The 17,294-nt window shown below is 66.4% G+C and carries 13 protein-coding genes; 8 read left to right on the forward strand and 5 right to left on the reverse strand.

Annotated features, from left to right (window positions below; translation table 11 throughout):
* Window positions 1-22: 22 nt before the first annotated feature.
* On the reverse strand, window positions 23-2,044 hold the full coding sequence (locus tag AC522E_RS20345) for a thioredoxin domain-containing protein (RefSeq protein ID WP_500748039.1): 2,022 nt from the start codon (window positions 2,042-2,044) through the stop codon (window positions 23-25).
* A gap of 96 nt (window positions 2,045-2,140) precedes the next feature.
* Between AC522E_RS20345 and mnmE the strand changes: the two genes are divergently transcribed.
* The 5 genes from mnmE (at window position 2,141) to AC522E_RS20370 (ending at window position 7,902) form a co-directional block, all read left to right on the forward strand.
* Complete coding sequence (mnmE, locus tag AC522E_RS20350; protein ID WP_500748040.1) at window positions 2,141-3,448, forward strand: tRNA uridine-5-carboxymethylaminomethyl(34) synthesis GTPase MnmE; 1,308 nt, start codon at window positions 2,141-2,143, stop codon at window positions 3,446-3,448.
* Window positions 3,449-3,637: 189 nt separating this feature from the next.
* Window positions 3,638-5,524 (forward strand): tRNA uridine-5-carboxymethylaminomethyl(34) synthesis enzyme MnmG, encoded by a 1,887-nt coding sequence (mnmG, locus tag AC522E_RS20355; RefSeq protein ID WP_500748041.1) that lies wholly within the window; start codon window positions 3,638-3,640, stop codon window positions 5,522-5,524.
* On the forward strand, window positions 5,521-6,156 hold the full coding sequence (rsmG, locus tag AC522E_RS20360; protein ID WP_500748042.1) for a 16S rRNA (guanine(527)-N(7))-methyltransferase RsmG: 636 nt from the start codon (window positions 5,521-5,523) through the stop codon (window positions 6,154-6,156). Before mnmG ends, rsmG begins: the two co-directional genes overlap by 4 nt.
* Window positions 6,153-6,992 (forward strand): ParA family protein, encoded by an 840-nt coding sequence (locus AC522E_RS20365; RefSeq protein ID WP_500748043.1) that lies wholly within the window; start codon window positions 6,153-6,155, stop codon window positions 6,990-6,992. The genes rsmG and AC522E_RS20365 overlap by 4 nt, the downstream gene beginning before the upstream one ends.
* A 25-nt stretch (window positions 6,993-7,017) precedes the next feature.
* On the forward strand, window positions 7,018-7,902 hold the full coding sequence (locus tag AC522E_RS20370; protein ID WP_500748044.1) for a ParB/RepB/Spo0J family partition protein: 885 nt from the start codon (window positions 7,018-7,020) through the stop codon (window positions 7,900-7,902).
* 318 nt (window positions 7,903-8,220) lie between these two features.
* Here AC522E_RS20370 and holA read toward each other — a convergent pair whose 3' ends face one another.
* Genes holA through leuS form a run of 3 tightly spaced genes read right to left on the reverse strand, consistent with a single transcriptional unit; the run spans window position 8,221 to window position 12,391 of the window.
* On the reverse strand, window positions 8,221-9,240 hold the full coding sequence (holA, locus tag AC522E_RS20375) for a DNA polymerase III subunit delta (RefSeq protein ID WP_500748045.1): 1,020 nt from the start codon (window positions 9,238-9,240) through the stop codon (window positions 8,221-8,223).
* 3 nt (window positions 9,241-9,243) lie between these two features.
* Window positions 9,244-9,783, reverse strand: a complete 540-nt coding sequence (gene lptE, locus AC522E_RS20380) for an LPS assembly lipoprotein LptE (RefSeq protein WP_500748046.1) — start codon at window positions 9,781-9,783, stop codon at window positions 9,244-9,246.
* A complete protein-coding gene (leuS, locus tag AC522E_RS20385) occupies window positions 9,770-12,391 on the reverse strand; it encodes a leucine--tRNA ligase (RefSeq protein ID WP_500748047.1) in 2,622 nt (873 codons plus the stop codon). The genes lptE and leuS overlap by 14 nt, the downstream gene beginning before the upstream one ends.
* Window positions 12,392-12,518: 127 nt before the next feature.
* On the opposite strand from leuS, the gene AC522E_RS20390 reads away from it, so the two are divergent.
* Window positions 12,519-13,205 carry a YggS family pyridoxal phosphate-dependent enzyme gene (locus AC522E_RS20390; protein ID WP_500748048.1) on the forward strand — a complete coding sequence of 229 codons (687 nt, stop codon included), beginning with the start codon at window positions 12,519-12,521 and terminating at the stop codon, window positions 13,203-13,205.
* A gap of 192 nt (window positions 13,206-13,397) precedes the next feature.
* On the opposite strand, the gene AC522E_RS20395 is transcribed toward AC522E_RS20390, so the two are convergent.
* Window positions 13,398-14,393, reverse strand: a complete 996-nt coding sequence (locus tag AC522E_RS20395) for an aldo/keto reductase (protein ID WP_500748049.1) — start codon at window positions 14,391-14,393, stop codon at window positions 13,398-13,400.
* Between the two features lie 117 nt (window positions 14,394-14,510).
* Here AC522E_RS20395 and AC522E_RS20400 point away from each other — a divergent pair, with 117 nt between their 5' ends.
* Window positions 14,511-15,446: a LysR family transcriptional regulator gene (locus AC522E_RS20400; RefSeq protein WP_500748050.1), complete on the forward strand. Its 936-nt coding sequence runs from the start codon at window positions 14,511-14,513 to the stop codon at window positions 15,444-15,446.
* Between the two features lie 317 nt (window positions 15,447-15,763).
* The gene (locus AC522E_RS20405) at window positions 15,764-17,278 is read left to right on the forward strand and encodes an ABC-F family ATP-binding cassette domain-containing protein (protein ID WP_500748051.1); all 1,515 of its coding nucleotides are present in this window, start codon (window positions 15,764-15,766) and stop codon (window positions 17,276-17,278) included.
* Window positions 17,279-17,294: the final 16 nt, after the last annotated feature.

Below are 17,294 nucleotides of genomic sequence, written 5' to 3' on the forward strand. Positions count from 1 at the left end.
ACTATCCGGCCCTGTCCGGATGTCAGACATGCTCAGCCGCCGAGGAGGCCAGCATCGACCGGGCCTGGGCTGCCAGGCCGTCCGGATCGCGGACAGGCAGCGAGCAGCGCATGCCGGCGCAGACGAGGGCTTTCGCCTCGCCGTCGGCTGCAGCGAGGGCCTTGGCCGGATGGCTTTCCTCCAGGGTTTCTTCTTTCCCGTCTTCATGGAGGCTGCGTTCGAGATAGGGCAGGCGCAGGGCCGCGGCGCGCAGGGCCTCCGATCCGTCGCCCGTGACGAGGATGCTCAGGCCCCTGAGGTGAAGGTCGAGGGCATTGAGGATCGAGGTGTGACCGAGGGGTGCGGCGGCGGCGACGGCGCCAAGCCGGGCCAGAACCGCTTCCGCCCGGTCCCGGTCCTCGGCACGCCCCGTGATCTGCGCCAGCCGGACCAGGGCCTCGGCAAACACGCCGTTGGCATTGGGCACCGCATCGTCGTGGCTCGGTTGGGGGCGGACCATGAGCGGATCCGCCTCCGCCGCGGTCATCGCGAGAAGGCCCGTCTCCGGGACGGTGAACTCCGCCGCCAGGACGTCGCGCCATCGCAGCGCGTCCTCCCGATAGGCATCGTCCCTCGTCGCCTCGAACAGGGCGAGCGCCGCCCGCATCATGGCGGCATGGTCGAGGGCGAAGCCCGGATAGATGAGCGAACCGCTTCGCCAGGAGTGACCGAGCCGATCGTCACGGCTCATCGTCTCCCGCACGAACCGGTAGGCTCTTGCCGCCAGCTGGATCCAGTCCGGCCGGTCGAGAATCGGGGCCGCGCGCACGAGGGCTGCGATCATGAGCCCGTTCCAGTCCGCCAGCACCTTGTCGTCGAGACCGGGACGGACGCGGCTCGCCCGCTGGTCCAGCAGCTTGGCCCTTAGAGGAGCCAGCCGCTGTTCGACGGCTGGTGGGGCCTCCTCCGACAGGAGGCGGTTGAGGATCGTGCGGCCCTCCCAGTTTCCCTCCGCCGTGACATCGTAGATCTTGGCGAAGAGATCGGCGTCGTCGCCGAGGATCTGCCGGATCTCGTCGAGACTCCAGACATAGAAGAGCCCTTCCTCGCCCTCCGAATCCGCGTCGAGGCTCGAGGCGAAGGCGCCGTCCGGCATGACCATCTCCCGCTCGAGCCAGAGGACGATCCCCTCTGCCGCGTCCCTGAACAGGGGGCGGCCGGTTTCCGCGAAGGCGAGGGCATAGAGCTCCAGGAGCTGGGCATTGTCGTAGAGCATCTTCTCGAAATGGGGCACGAGCCACCGCTCATCGACCGCATAGCGGGCAAAGCCGCCGCCGAGATGATCGTGGATGCCCCCCAGGGCCATGCGCTCGAGCGACAACAGGAAACTCTGGCGGGCGTGGTGGTTGCCGCCGCGATGGGCATAGCGGAGGAGATATTCGAGGATCGGCGGATTGGGAAATTTCGGCGCCCCCTGCAGGCCTCCGTTGACCGGATCCATGACCGCGACGAGCCGTGCTCCGAGGTCGTCGAGATCGGACAGCGTCAGCCCTTCGCCCTCGGTGCCGGCCGCCTGCGCCAGATGCTGCTTGAGCGCGGCCGCGTTCTTGGCGACCCTCTCGGGCTCGGCTTGGTAGATGCGGGAAATCTCGCGCAGGACCTGGACGAAGCCGGGCCGTCCGAAGCGCGGCTCCTTCGGAAAATAGGTTCCGCCCCAGAACGGCTCGCCCTCCGGTGTCAGGAACATGGTGAGCGGCCACCCGCCCTGCTCGCCGAGAAGATGGAGGGCGCTCATATAGAGGTGGTCCACGTCGGGCCGTTCCTCCCGATCCACCTTGATATTGACGAAGAGGTCGTTCATGACCGCGGCCACAGCGGGGTCCTCGAAACTCTCGTGGGCCATCACGTGACACCAGTGGCAGGCGGCATAGCCGATGGAGATCAGCACCGGCCTCTGAAGCCGGCGCGCCTCGGCGAGGGCCTCGGGTCCCCATTCCCACCAATGGACAGGGTTGTCCCTGTGCTGCAGGAGATAGGGAGAGCTGGCGTCCTTCAGGCGGTTCATGGGGTGCGTCTCCGCTGGCTGGGCCGTACGATGTGGAGCTGAACCGAAAGGGAGGCTCCAGGCCTTAAAGCTTTCAGTCCATCAAGGTTCATGGTCATGCGCTCGGACGACACCATCTTCGCACCGGCTTCGGGTTATGGTCGAGCGGCTATCTGCGTCATCCGCATCAGCGGCGGGCAGAGTCGATTCATTCTCGAAACGATTGGCGGAGGGCTTCCCGCTCCCCGGCGGCTGGCCCTGCGCACCGTTCGCGATGGCGAGGGCGCGGCGCTCGACGAGGCCCTGGTTGCCTGGATGCCGGGACCGGAGAGCTTCACGGGCGAGGATCAGGCCGAACTTCATGTCCACGGAGGCCTCGCAACCCGCTCGGCGGTGCTGAAGGCCCTCGGCTCGCTTCCCGGTTGCCGGCCTGCCGAGGCGGGCGAGTTCACCCGGAGGGCCTTCCTGAACGGGCGGATGGATCTCAGCCGGGTCGAGGGCCTTGCCGACCTGATCGACGCCGAGACGGAGGCGCAGCGCCGGCAGGCCCTGTCGCAGCTGGAGGGCCGCCTCGGAGATGCCGCGGAGAGGTGGCGGGAAGATATTCTTGCAGCGCTCGCGCTGCTCGAGGCCAGCCTGGACTTCTCCGATGAGGGCGACGTGCCGGAAGGGCTGGAACGGACGGTGATCGAGCGCCTCGAGGGGATGGAGGCCTCCCTCGCGCAGGTTCTGGCGAACCGCAGCGGCGAGCGGCTGCGGGAGGGGCTGACCGTCGTGCTCGCCGGGCCGCCGAATGCCGGCAAATCCACCCTTCTGAACGCCCTGGCGCGGAGGGACGTGGCGATCGTGTCGCCGATCCCGGGAACGACCCGGGACGTGCTGGAGGTTCATTGCGACCTCGGCGGCCTGCCGGTCGCCGTCGTGGACACGGCGGGACTGCGGGAGAGCGACGATGAGATCGAGCGCGAAGGCGTGGCCCGAGCCCGGGCGCGCGCGGCCAAGGCCGATCTCGTGCTCTGGCTGGTTCCTCCCGAAGGGACCGAAGACCATCCTCCCGCCGCACGACAGGTGCTCCGGGTTGGCACGAAGGCGGATTTGAATCCGAACCGTCGCGATTGCGACCTGGTCGTTTCCGCGGCCACAGGGGAGGGGATGCGCGAATTGATCGACCGGCTCGGCCTCGAGGCCAATGCCGTTCTCGGCGAGGCGGACGCTCTCCTGACCCGGGAGCGCCACAGACGGGCCCTGGAGCGGGCGCAGGCCTCGATCAGGGCGGCGGTTGATTTGCTTGTGCGGCAGGGTCCGCTCGAGCTTGTCGCCGAGGAGGTGCGCCTCGCGGCCCGCGCCTTCGGCGAGATCACCGGACGGGTCGACGTGGAAGAGGTTCTCGACCGGCTGTTTTCCAGCTTCTGCATTGGGAAATAGGGCGCGGAAACCATATCTGCGACTGTCAGTGCCCGGTGCAGGGGGCTTGGAGAATCACCTGAAAAGCTGTCTGAGAAGATGTGGGCAAGCTGTGGGATGCGGTGGATCGTTCGCGATGTTTCACGTGAAACAATTTGCCCTTTTGACCTCCGGTGACGGACGTCCTAGAGCCCTCCTCTGGAGAAGCACATGAGCCATTTCGATGTCATCGTGGTCGGCGGGGGCCATGCCGGAGCGGAGGCCGCGGCAGCGGCCGCGCGCCTGGGCGCGCGCACGGCCCTCGTGACCCACAAAACGGCGACGATCGGCGCGATGTCGTGCAATCCGGCCATCGGGGGGCTTGGCAAGGGTCACCTGGTTCGTGAGATCGATGCCCTCGACGGCGTCATGGGCAGGATTGCCGACCAGGCCGGAATTCAGTTCCGCCTGCTGAACCGGCGCAAGGGCCCGGCCGTTCGCGGCCCGCGCACCCAGGCCGACCGTAAGCTCTATGCCCGCGCCATGCAGGCGGAATTGGCGGCCACGGCCAATCTCGCGATCATCGAGGGCGAGGTCGACGATCTCGCGATCGAGAACGGCCGGGTGACGAGCGTGCGGCTGGCCGATGGTCGTGTCCTGCCGGCCGCGGCCGTCGTGCTGACCACCGGAACGTTCCTGTCCGGCCTGATCCATATCGGCGAGCGCAAGATTCCAGCCGGGCGCATGGGCGAGGGGCCCGCTCTCGGGTTGTCGAAGACATTCCAGCGCCTCGGCGTCACTCTCGGCCGCCTGAAGACCGGAACGCCGCCGCGCCTGGATGGACGGACGATCGACTGGTCCGGGGTCGACAAGCAGGCGGCGGACGACGAGCCGGTGCCCTTCTCGGCCCTGACGACGCGGATCACCACGCCGCAGATCGAATGCGGCATCACCCGCACGTCGGCGGCTGGACATGATCTCATTCGCGCCAATCTCCACCGGGCGCCGATGTATTCGGGCGATATTCAGAGCACGGGTCCACGCTACTGCCCATCCATCGAAGACAAGGTGGTCCGCTTTGGTGATCGCGACGGGCACCAGATCTTTCTTGAGCCGGAAGGGCTCGACGACATCACGGTGTATCCGAACGGGATCTCGACCTCCCTGCCGGAGGACGTTCAACTCGCACTTCTTGCGGTGATCCCCGGCCTCGAGCGTGTCCGCATGCTCCAGCCCGGCTATGCCATCGAGTACGACTATGTCGATCCCCGCAACCTGACGACCGGGCTGGAGACCAAGGCCGTGACCGGCCTGTTCCTGGCCGGGCAGATCAACGGTACGACCGGTTATGAGGAAGCGGCCGCCCAGGGTCTGGTAGCCGGCCTCAATGCCGCTCGCCGTGCGGCGGGGCAGGACGCCGCCGTTTTCGATCGCGCCGAATCCTATATCGGCGTGCTGATCGACGATCTCGTGACCAAGGGCGTCAGTGAGCCCTATCGCATGTTCACCTCGCGCTCCGAGTACCGGCTGAGCTTGCGCGTCGATAATGCGGATGAGCGGCTGACCGAGAAAGGTCTCGATCTCGGTTGTGTCGGAACGGCGCGCGCGGCTCATTATCGCGACAGCCGGGAGCAACTCCACCGCGCCACGGAGCAGCTTCGGGCCCTGTCGGTGACGCCGGTCGAGGCATCACGCCGCGGGCTGGAATTGAACCAGGACGGCATCCGCCGCAGCGCCTACCAGTTGCTTTCTTATCCTCTGATCGGTTGGCCGGAGCTGATTTCCGTATGGCCCGAATTGGGGGCGACCCCGCCAGCGATTCGCGACCGGATCGAGACCGATGCCACCTATGCCGTATATCTCGACAGGCAGAAGGCCGATATTGCCGCCTATCGCCGGGACGAGAGCGTCGTCCTGGAGGAAGGTCTGGACTTCCGGGCTCTTTCCGGCCTGTCGAACGAGATCAAGGCCAAGCTGGACCGGGTCCGGCCCCGGACGCTTGGCCAGGCGGCCCGGATCGAAGGCGTAACTCCGGCGGCCCTGACCTTACTGGCGGCGCATGCGAAGCGGTTGAACGGAGAACCGCGCCGCGACGTCGATTCGGGTCTGAAACCATGACCGGCGCCGTCGGTGTGGCCGATCTCCTGAAGCCGTTCGATGTTTCACGTGAAACATCGGAGAAGCTGGCGCTTCTCGAAAGGGAGCTCCGGCGCTGGCAGGCCATCAAGAACCTGGTGGGTCCCGGGACGCTCGACCGGATCTGGGAGCGGCACATCCTCGATTCGCTCCAGCTTCTCGAATACGCCCCCAAGGCCAAGCTGTGGCTCGACCTCGGATCAGGCGCCGGATTTCCGGGCCTGGTCCTCGCGATCGCCGGGCAGGAGCGTGGCCTCGAGGTCCATCTGGTCGAGAGCAATTCGCGCAAATGCGCCTTCCTTCGCCATATCGTTCGCCTCACCGGCGCCAAGGCCACGGTTCACGAAGCGCGACTGGAGAGTGTGGTCCCAGCCTTCATCGGCAAAGCCGACGTGGTCTCCGCCCGTGCTCTGGCCTCCCTTGCCACCTTGCTGGACTGGACAGCGCCTTTGTTGAAAGCGGGGACAATCGGCCTCTTCCCCAAGGGCCGCGATGTGGAGGCCGAATTGACCGAAGCCCGAAAATCATGGAAGTTCGCTGTCGAGGTCCTGCCCAGCCGAACCGATTCCGAAGCCAGGATCCTTCGCATTTCCTCCATTGAGAGCCTGTCATGACAAGCGACCGCAGCGGATCCGAACCAGGAGCGCGACCGGCCAAGCCGCGCGTTCTGGTCCTCGCCAACCAAAAGGGTGGTGTCGGCAAGACCACGACGGCCATCAATCTGGGCACGGCCCTTGCCGCGATCGGCGAGAAGGTGCTGATCATCGACCTCGACCCGCAGGGCAACGCCTCGACGGGGCTCGGCATCGACCGCAAGAGCCGGAGCATCTCGACCTACCATGTCCTGGCCGGCGAGGCGTCGCTGGACAGCGCGATCACCGAGACGGTGGTGCCGCGGCTGTTCGTGGCGCCATCGACTCTCGACCTTCTCGGGGTCGAACTGGAGATCGCCAGCGAGCGGGACCGGGCGCATCGGTTGAGGGCGGCCATCCAGAGCCTCATGACGTCAGAAGTAAGCGATCCCTTTACCTATATTCTGATCGATTGCCCGCCTTCGCTCAATCTCCTGACCATTAACGCCTTGACCGCAGCAGACGCCGTTCTGGTGCCACTCCAATGCGAATTTTTCGCTCTGGAAGGTCTCAGCCAGCTGCTCAAGACCGTCGAGCAGGTCCGCTCGGCCCTGAACCCGCAATTGTCGATCCACGGTGTGGTTCTGACCATGTTCGACCCGCGCAACAACCTGTCCGGTCAGGTCGTGGCCGACGTGCGCCAGTTCATGGGCAACAAGGTTTACGAGACCATGATCCCGCGCAATGTCCGCGTGTCGGAAGCGCCGTCGCATGGCAAGCCGGTCCTTCTCTACGATCTCAAATGTGCCGGCTCGCAGGCCTATCTGCGGCTGGCGTCCGAAATCATCCAACGGGAGCGCGCCCTGCGCGCCGCCTGACAAGAACCATAAAAAGGGGTCGTGAATGGCAGAAGAAGCAAAGCCTCGTTTAGGGAGAGGTCTCGCCGCTCTGATCGGCGAGGTGGGAGACGAGATCGGGGTCGTCGAGCGCGGCCGCGGCCAGCGCAAGGTGCCCGTCGCGTTTCTTCGCCCCAATCCGCGCAATCCCCGCAAGCACTTCGCCGACAGCGAGCTGCAGGAGCTTTCCCAGTCGATCAGGGACCGGGGGATCATCCAGCCCATCGTCGTGCGGCCGGTGCCGAAGACGCAGGATGCCTACGAGATCGTCGCCGGCGAACGCCGCTGGCGCGCGGCCCAGGTCGCCGGGCTCCACGAGGTGCCCGTGGTCGTGGTCGAGATCGACGACAAGACCTCCCTCGAATATGCCATTCTGGAAAACGTCCAGCGCGCCGATCTCAATCCGATCGAGGAGGCGCAGGGCTATGCGCGGCTCATGGCCGAGTTCTCGTACACCCAGGACAAGCTGTCCAAGGTCATCGGCAAGAGCCGCAGTCACATCGCCAACATGATGCGGCTCAGCGACCTGCCGGAGCCGGTGAAGACCCTGCTCGTCAGCCGTCAGATCACGGCCGGCCACGGCCGGGCGCTCCTCGCCGTGAAGGATCCCGTCGCCACGGCCAAGAGGATCCTCGACCAGGGCCTGAGCGTCCGCCAAGTGGAGGAGATCGCCCAGACGGACCAGACGATGCCGGCCAAGCTCGAGACCAAGTCGGTGAAACTGAAGACCGACAAGGATCCCGATACCCGCGCCCTGGAGCGGGCCCTGCAGGACGTGCTCGGCCTGTCGGTCTCCATCGACCACAAGGGCCAGGGCGGCGAATTGCGCATCCGCTACAAGACCTTGGAGCAGCTCGACGGCCTGTGCCGGAGGCTCAACCCGGCGGGGTAGGGCAGCGCAGGGTCCATTCTGCCCATCCCCGCGATGCCCAGGACGCCATCATTCCTTTCCCGGGCCACGTCAGCGGAGCCTGGAACCCACAACCGCCGGCGTTTCCGGACAAGGAGCTTCGGGCGCCCTCGTGCCCGATCCGCCCCATCGGTGGAAGAGGTTTCCCCACGTCGCGTGGTCCTGCCGGTCGCGCTCGCCTCGGCGCCGGCGAGTCTCGCGAGCCTCGGGAGAGAGCGGGTCACGGCGTTGCGTGATCGGGAAGCAATGCCGCTGCCCATGTCCGCCGCTCCGGCTGCAACGAGAGCGTGGACGGATGGCCTACCGCCGTGCCGCCCGTGCCAGGTCGAGCAGGGTCTTCGCCACCACCACGTGGTCGAGATCGGACAGGCGACGGGTATCCAAAAGGCTGGCCTGCAATTGCGCGATGGCCAGTTTCAGGCTGTCCGAAGTCCAGCGCTGCAGGTGGCGCTCGACGAGGGGTTTGCGTCGGAAGTGCAAGCTGCGCATGCCTTCCATGACAGCGCTCGCCGGCTTGCCGTCCTCGATGGCGAGACGGGCCGTGAGCAGCATCAGCGCATGGCGCAGGGCGGCGCCGAGTACGGTCGAAGCGCTGACGCCCTCGGCCGCCAGGCGCCGGGAGCCCGTCTCGAGATCCGTGCCCTGACCGGCAAAGGCCGCATCGACGACGGCGTCCATGGCGAGGCTCGACACGTCGCTCAGGATCGCGTCCACATCCTGCAGGGTGATCTCGCGCTGCCCATGGGCATAGAGCATCAGCTTCGTCAGCTCCCCGCGGGTGGCGAGACGGTCACCGCCGAGGCTCGCGATCAGGGCGGTCCGGGCATCCCGTGAAATCGTGAAGCCTCCACTCTTCAGCGCGTCGTCGACGACTGCGCCGAGATCGCGGCCGGAATCCGCATAGCAGGGCAGGGCGAGGGCATTCTGCGATTTCTCGCAGAGGGTGCGCAGGGGCGCGGATCTGGCGAGATCGCCGCCCTCGATGACGATGACGGTCTCCTGCAGCGGGCCCTTCAGCACGATGTCCACCGCCGGCGCGATGTTGCGCGATGTCGCCTTGATCCAGAGAGCCCGTTTGCCGCCGAACAGGCCCATGGTGCCGGCTTCGTCCGCAAGGCGCGCGGGATCGGCGGCGAGGTCGTCGCCGTCGATGCGGATGAGCTGGAACGGGTCCGACGGATCGTCGACCGCGCGCTCGGCCAGGGCCCGCGCCCGCTCGTTGATGAGGCCGACATCCGGCCCGTAGAAGAGGAAGACGCCGATCCCGGGATTGGGGCGCCGCAGCACCCCCTCCACGTCACCGGCCTTGATCGCGACCATGGCTTAAGGGCTGCGCGTCGCGAGCTCCATCGCCAGGCGGGTCTTGACCTGATCGGCCAAGGCCTTCGCGAGCCTGATCTCCGCGTCGCGGGCGGCACGCACGGTGGCGAAGCGCTGCGGGAAGCGTTCGTAGGTGGCGTAGGATGTGGCGACGCCGGTCGTGACCGGCTTGGCTCCGTCCTTCGTCGTGAGCGTGTAGGTCAGGTTGCCGACGATGGTCGCGGTCTGGGCCCGGCCTGTCACCGTGTCGACGATGGGCGTCTGGAGCGACTGACCGAGGGAAAGGTTCAGGACATAGCGCTTCGGCATGTCCGCACCCGAGCCGTTGAGGGCGTAGATGATCTCGCTGCGCAGGTAGTGGCCGACGCGCGCTTGGGCATCGGACCATTTCAGCTCCGGCACCTCGATGGAGGCGAGCACCGTCTGCAGCGATTCGCCCGAGGCGGTGGGGCCGTAGAGAGGACGGAAGCACGCGGACAGGCCCAATGAAAGGCCTGCCACGACAGCGAGACGGGCAAGGCCCTTGAGGTTAAGCGACGACATTCACGATCCTCTGTGGGACGACGATGATCTTGCGGGCGGGCCTTCCTTCCATAGCCTTTTGCACCGCTTCAAGCGAGAGCACAGCCGCTTCGACGGCGGCCTGGTCCGCATCGCGCGCCACCGTGACGTCGGCGCGCTTCTTGCCGTTGACCTGCACGGGGAGGGTGATCGAATCCTCCATGAGGAGCGACCGCTCCACCGCCGGCCAGGCGGCTTCCGCCACGAGACCCGGTTCGCCGAGAACCTCCCAGCTCTCTTCCGCCAGGTGCGGCATCATCGGTGCCAGCAATTGCACGAAGATCCGCCCGGCCTCGCGGAAAGCTCCGGCCAGGCCGGGCTCGTCGGCGGTTTTCGCCCGACCGATCAGATCCTGAAGGGAGTTGGCGAATTCGTAGAGATGGGCGACGCATCGGTTGAAGCGCAGGCGCTCCACGTCCTCCTCGACGGCGGCGAGGGCCTTGTGCGCGGCCTTGCGCACGGCAAGGCCGATCGGCCCGTCCGCAGCTGCGCCGTCGCCGCTGCCCGAGCGGTCCGCCAGTTCCGAGATCAGGCGCCAGACGCGCTGGACGAAGCGGGCGGCGCCCTGCACGCCTTCCTCGGTCCAGATCACGTCGCGTTCCGGCGGCGAATCGGAGAGCATGAACCACCGGGCCGTGTCGGCACCGTAGGAACCGATGATCTCGTCCGGATCGACGGTGTTCTTCTTCGACTTCGACATCTTCTCGATGGAGCCGATCTCGACGGGCGCGCCCGTCGTCACGTCGAAGGCCCGGCGCACGCCGCCCTCGGTCTCGATGCGCACGTCGCTCGGCAGCACCCAGCCGCCGTTGGCATCCCTGTAGGTTTCGTGCACCACCATGCCCTGGGTGAACAGGCCGTCGAAGGGCTCGTCGAGTCCGGCATGGCCGGTCCGGCTCATGGCGCGTGTGAAGAAGCGCGAATAGAGCAGGTGCAGGATCGCGTGCTCGATGCCGCCGATATACTGGTCCACCGGCAGCCAGTGATCGACGACGTTCTTGTCCGTCGGCTCGTCCGTCAGGGTCGGATCGGTGAAGCGCGCGAAGTACCAGGATGAGTCGACGAAGGTGTCCATGGTGTCCGTCTCGCGCCGGGCCTTGCCGCCGCATCGCGGACAATCGACATGCTTCCAGGTCGGATGCCGGTCGAGCGGGTTGCCGGGCACGTCGAAGGACACGTCCTCCGGGAGGGTCACCGGGAGCTGATCCTTCGGCACGGGGATCGTGCCGCAGGATTCGCAATGGATGATCGGGATCGGGCAGCCCCAGTAGCGCTGGCGCGAAATGCCCCAGTCGCGCAGGCGGAAATTGACCTTGCGCTCGGCGACCGGACGGTTGTTGCGCGTCTCGCTCTCGAGGCGGCGCGCGACCTCCTCCTTGGCCTCCGGGATGGTCATGCCGTCGAGGAAGCGGGAATGGATCATCCGGCCGTCGCCGTCATAGGCGGTGTCGGTGATGATGAAGCTGTCGGGATCCACGTCGGGTGGGCAGACGACCGGCGTGTTGCCGAGGCCATACTTGTTGACGAAGTCGAGGTCGCGCTGGTCATGTGCCGGACAGCCGAAGATGGCGCCGGTGCCGTATTCCATCAGGATGAAGTTCGCCACGTAGACGGGCAGCGTCCAGCCCGGATCGAAGGGGTGCTCGGCGCGGATGCCGGTGTCGAAGCCGAGCTTCTCCGCCTTGTCGATGGCCTCCTGCGCCGTGCCCAGGTGCTTGCATGCCTCGATGAAGGCGGCGAGCTCCGGGTTCTTCGCAGCGGCGGCCCTGGCCAGCGGATGGTCGGGCGCGACGGCCATGAACTTCGCCCCGAAGAGCGTGTCCGGGCGGGTCGTGTAGATCTCGAGCTCGGTCTCGCCGTTGGGAGCCGTGTCGGGGCGCAGGGCGAAGCGGACCAGCAGGCCCTCGGAACGGCCGATCCAGTTGCGCTGCATCAGGCGGACCTTTTCCGGCCAGCGGTCGAGGGTGTCGAGCCGGGCGTTCAAGTCCTCGGCGTAATCCGTGATCTTGAAGAACCACTGGGTCAGCTCGCGCTGCTCGACCAGGGCGCCGGAGCGCCAGCCGCGCCCGTCGATCACCTGCTCGTTGGCGAGCACCGTGTGGTCCACCGGGTCCCAGTTCACCTTGGCGGTCTTGCGGTCGACGAGGCCCGCCTCCAGGAAATCCAGGAACATGCGCTGCTGGTGCTTGTAATAGCTCGGATCGCAGGTCGCGATTTCCCGGCTCCAGTCCAGCGACAGGCCCATGGATTGCAGCTGGCCGCGCATGGTGGCGATGTTGGCGTAGGTCCATTCCTTCGGATGGACCTTGTTCTGCATGGCCGCATTCTCGGCCGGCATGCCGAAGGCGTCCCAGCCCATCGGGTGGAGCACGTTGAAGCCCCTGGCGCGCTTGTAGCGGGCGACCACGTCACCCATGGTGTAGTTGCGCACGTGGCCCATATGGATGCGCCCGGACGGATAGGGGAACATCTCGAGCACGTAATATTTCGGGCGCGGATCCTCGTTCCGTGTCCTGAACAGGTCGCGGTCGTTCCAGACCTTCCGCCATTTCGGCTCGGCTTCCTTGGCGTTGTAGCGCTCGGGCCTCATTTTTCTCGTCACACCGTCATTGCAAATAAAAGACGCGGCTTGCGCCGCAGGGTTGGCGCGGACTAGGACACAGCTCATTCGCGCGGTCAACGGCTTCGCGCGCGGGAAAGCGGTGCAGGGAAATCATATGAGCGACAACACCCCCGTCGAGCGCCTCGAACAGGTCCGCGCCGGCATCGCCCGCGCCGCCGCCGATTACGGACGCGACCCCGCCTCGATCACCCTCGTCGCCGTGTCCAAGACCTTCCCCGCCGAGGATATCGCACCGGTCCTGGAAGCGGGCCAGCGGGTCTTCGGGGAGAACTACGTCCAGGAGGCCAAGGCCAAATGGCCGCTCCTCCGGGAACGCTATCCCGACGCCGAGCTCCACCTCATCGGACCGCTGCAATCCAACAAGGCGAAGGAGGCGGTTCAGCTTTTCGACGTGATCCACACCGTCGACCGGCCGTCCCTCGCCGAGGCGCTGTCGAAGGAGATCGCCCGGCAGGGCCGGACCCCGCGTCTTCTTGTCCAGGTCAACACGGGCGAGGAGCCGCAGAAGGGCGGCGTCCTGCCCGCCGATGCGGACGCGTTCCTGGCGGCCTGCCGCGACCGCTACGGGCTGAGCATCGAGGGCCTGATGTGCATTCCCCCGGCGGAGGATCCGCCGTCGCCGCATTTCGCGCTTCTCCAGACGATGGCAAAGAAGCATGGTCTCAGGACGCTCTCCATGGGCATGAGCGCCGATTACGACGCCGCGATCCAGATGGGCGCCACCCATGTGCGGGTCGGCAGCGCCATCTTCGGGACGCGGCCACGGCCGTCCAAGGCCTAGAGCCTTTTCAGAGGATAGGAGAAGCCGCCTCGCCGCCCGAACATGCGGCGGATAAAGATTTTCAGCGGCGCTTCCCGGTTCATCAAACCGCAGGGCGGTCGAGCGCATCAGACGATGCTCCCGACGCGAAGGAGAGCGCAGGATCGGACCCAAGCGGAAAATCGCTTTCGGATCCGACGCACCCTGCGTCGCTTACGCTCTTTCACTGTCCAGGTGGGCCATCTGCACCGCCGCATAACGCTCGCCCGCCGCGGCGCCTTTGGGCACGGCGCGCTCGATGGCCGTCACATCCTCTTTCGTCAGCCTGACATCCAGGGCGCCGAGGGCCTCGGCGAGCCTGTCGCGGCGGCGGGCTCCGACCACGGGAATGATGTCGTCGCCTTGGGCGGCAACCCAGGCGATGGCGATCTGCGCGACGCTGACGCCCTTGGCCTCGGCCACATTCCTGAGAGCGTCGACCAGCTGCAGATTGCGCTCGACATTGCCTTCCTGAAAGCGGGGGCTGTAGGAGCGGAAATCGCCCGGTCCCGCTTGCTCTTTCCGCCAGTGGCCGCTGATCAGGCCGCGCGAGAGGACACCATAGGCCGTGATGCCGATCCCGAGTTCGCGGCAGATGGGCAGGATCCTGTCTTCGATTCCCCGCGAGACGAGGGAATATTCGATCTGAAGATCACAGATCGGGTGCGTGGCGGCTGCCCGGCGAATGGTCTCCGCACCCATTTCCGACAGGCCGATATGGCGGACATAGCCCGCCTTCACCATGTCGGCGACGGCGCCGATGGTGTCCTCGATCGGAACGTCGGGATCGAGGCGCGACGGGCGATAGATGTCGATATGGTCGACCCTGAGGCGCTGCAGGGTATAGGCCAGGAAGCTCTTCACGGCCTTCGGGCGAGCATCGTATCCGAGCCAGTTCCCGGCCGGGTCGCGCAGGGCGCCAAACTTGACGCTGATGATGGCCTGATCGCGGTTGCGGCCCTGGAGGGCCTCGCCGATCAGCATTTCATTATGGCCCATGCCATAGAAGTCGCCGGTGTCGAGCAGGGTCACGCCGGCCTCGAGGGCTGCATGGATGGTGGCGATGCTCTCGGCCCTGTCGGCCGGGCCGTACATGCCGGACATCCCCATGCAGCCGAGACCGAGAGCGGAAACCTGCGGGCCGGTCGCGCCCAATTGACGGTGGTGCATGCACTGTTCTCCTCATTCCGAGCGAGCGGCGTTCCGCTCACCTGGACGAAGTATGCGCGCTTCCTCCTCGTTCGATAATCCGGTATAGTCCGAACAGGGTGTTTGGAATTTTGAACAATGGCTGGGCCCGATCTCGCCGACCTCGAAGTCTTCGCCGCCGTGGCCCGCGCACGAAGCTTCCGCAGGGTGGCCCGTCTGCGCGGGGTCTCGGCCTCGTCCTTGAGCGAGGCGCTGCGCCGGTTGGAGACGCAGACGGGCGTCCGCCTTCTGAACCGGACGACGCGCAGCGTCACGCCCACCGAGGCCGGTCAACGGCTGCTCGAGCGCCTGGCGCCCGCCCTGGGCGAGGTGGCCGCCGCTCTGGACGCGGTGAACAGCTTTCGCGACAGCCCGACGGGAACGCTGCGGCTCAACGTTCCCGGCGCCGTGGCGCGCCTTGTTCTTCCCTCCATCGCCGGCCCTTTCCTGATTGCCCATCCCGGGATCAGCCTGGAGGTCACGGTCGACGACACGTTCATCGATGTTCTGGCCGCAGGCTTCGATGCCGGCATCCGCTACGACGAGCGGCTGGAAAAGGACATGATCGCCGTGCCGATCGGGCCTCGCGTGCAGCGCTTCGTGGTCGCCGGCGCGCCTTCCTATCTCGACCGCCATGGCCGCCCTCACCATCCAAAGGACGTGTTGAGTCACGCCTGCATCCGCCATCGCTTCGCCAGCGGTGTGATGCATCCCTGGGAGTTCGAGCACGACGGGGAAATCGTGAAGATCAGCCCCACGGCGCGAATGATCGCCAATAGCATCGACCTGGAGATCAGCGCCGCGGTTCAGGGGCTCGGCCTGATCGCCACCTTCGAGGGATTCGTGGAGCAGGAGTTGAAAAGCGGCGCCCTGGTTCCGGTGCTGGTGGAGTGGTCGCAGAATTTCTCGGGCCCGTTCCTGTATTATCCGAGCCGCCAACACATGCCGGCTCCCTTGCGGGCCTTCGTCGACTTCATCAAGAGCAGGCCGGACAACGCGGCGGCCGACGTTGCATCGCCTGCTCATTCTGGATAAGCTCGCCCATCGATCCACACCAACCACAGGAGGGCTGCATGTGTGAAGCAATGCATCTACGCATGTTCGGCCCCTGGCAGGCCCTGCAGCAGCTTGTTGCAGGGCGGACCATGACACGGATCTGACGCTCAGGACCCTCGCCGACACGCATGTTCCCATATGGGAACCACGTCCTGCGTCCCTCTCTCATTCTGGTCAGCTCTGAACGGCTCCCGGCACCGAAGCCTGAAAACAGGCTCTGGCGCCGACGTCACGTTCACGACTTCGCGCCACGCGTGCCGCAGGGCCGCCGCGCCGACCGAATTGAGATCGACATCATGGCTTCCATCAGCCTCCGCACTATCGCCGTCCTGACTCCGGCTCCCCTGTTCCGCAACCTGACGCTCACCCTCGGCGACGCCGACCGCATCGGCGTCGTCGCCGGCAACGGCGGCGGAAAGAGCACGCTTCTGCGCTGCATGGCGGGTCTCGCCGAGCCAACGGAGGGCGACATCGTCCGCTCCCGCGGACTTCGCATCGGCTTCGTCACACAGGATGTGCCGGACGCGCTCCTCGACCTGTCCCTGCGCGAGGTTGCCCTCGACGGACTCAGCCCCGCGGAGCGCGCGGATAACGGCTGGCGTGCCGACATGGTTCTCGACGAGTTCGAGGCTCCGGAGGCCATGCGTCACCTTCCGTTGCGAAGCCTGAGCGGCGGCTGGCAGCGGCTGGCCCTCATCGCCCGGACCTGGATCGATGAGCCCGATGTCCTGCTCCTCGACGAACCGACCAACCATCTCGACCTCGAAAAGCTGTTCTGGCTCGAACGCTGGATCAGGGAAAGAGCCGGACAGGTCCCGGTGGTCATCGCCAGCCACGACCGGGGCTTTCTCGACGCCTGCACGACCAAAACCCTTTTCCTCAGGCCCGAGACATCGGTCGTCTTTGCCCATTCTCTCGGTCGCGCCCGCATGCTGCTCGACGAGCGCGATGCCGCCCTCGCCAACCGCAACGAGAAGGATCGGCGCGAGATCAAGCGCCTGCGCCAGAACGCCGGCGAACTACGCAATATCGGCGTCAACAGCGGCAGCGATCTCGCGCTCACCAAGGCGAAGCAGTTGAAGAAACGCGCCGATGCCCTGGAGGAGGGGCTGAGCGCTTTGCATCGCGACCGCACGGGCGACGTGCGGCTCTCCACGCGCGGGACCCACGCGCGGGTCCTTCTGGCGCTCGAGAATCTCGCGATCTGCAAACCCGATGGGACAAAGCTGTTCGAGATCCGCAAGCTCGAGGTCGCCCAGGGCGACCGCATCGTCGTGCTCGGCCGCAACGGCGTCGGCAAGTCGCGCCTCGTCCGGCTGTTGAACGACGCCGTGAGCGATGCCGGCGGGCGCGCCGGCATCCGCGTCAGCCCGAGCGTGGTGCTCGGCTACACGGACCAGGACCTGTCGCGGATCCCGCCCGGGGAGACGCCGCTGGGCTTCATCCTCTCCGCCTTCCGCCTTGGCGACCAGCGCAGCAGGGCGCTGCTGGCGGAGGCAGGGTTTTCCATCGCGCAGCAGCAAAGGGCCATCGGCACCCTCTCGCCGGGCGAGAAGGCGCGGCTCGGCCTCCTGGCCCTGCGCCTGACGGAGCCGAACTTCTATCTCATGGACGAGCCGACCAACCATGTGGACATCCCCGGCCGGGAGGCTCTCGAGAGCGAGATGCTGGCGGCCAACGCCACCGGCATCCTGGTCTCGCACGACCGTCGCTTCATCGAAACCGTCGGCACGCGCTTCCTGCTCGTGGAGGGAAGGAGAGCGACGGAGATCGAAGCGCCGGACATCTTTTATGCGGCCCTCAAGGCCTGATAGCGCGGGGATTGCG

It is taken from the genome of Microvirga sp. BF8 (assembly GCF_059888585.1).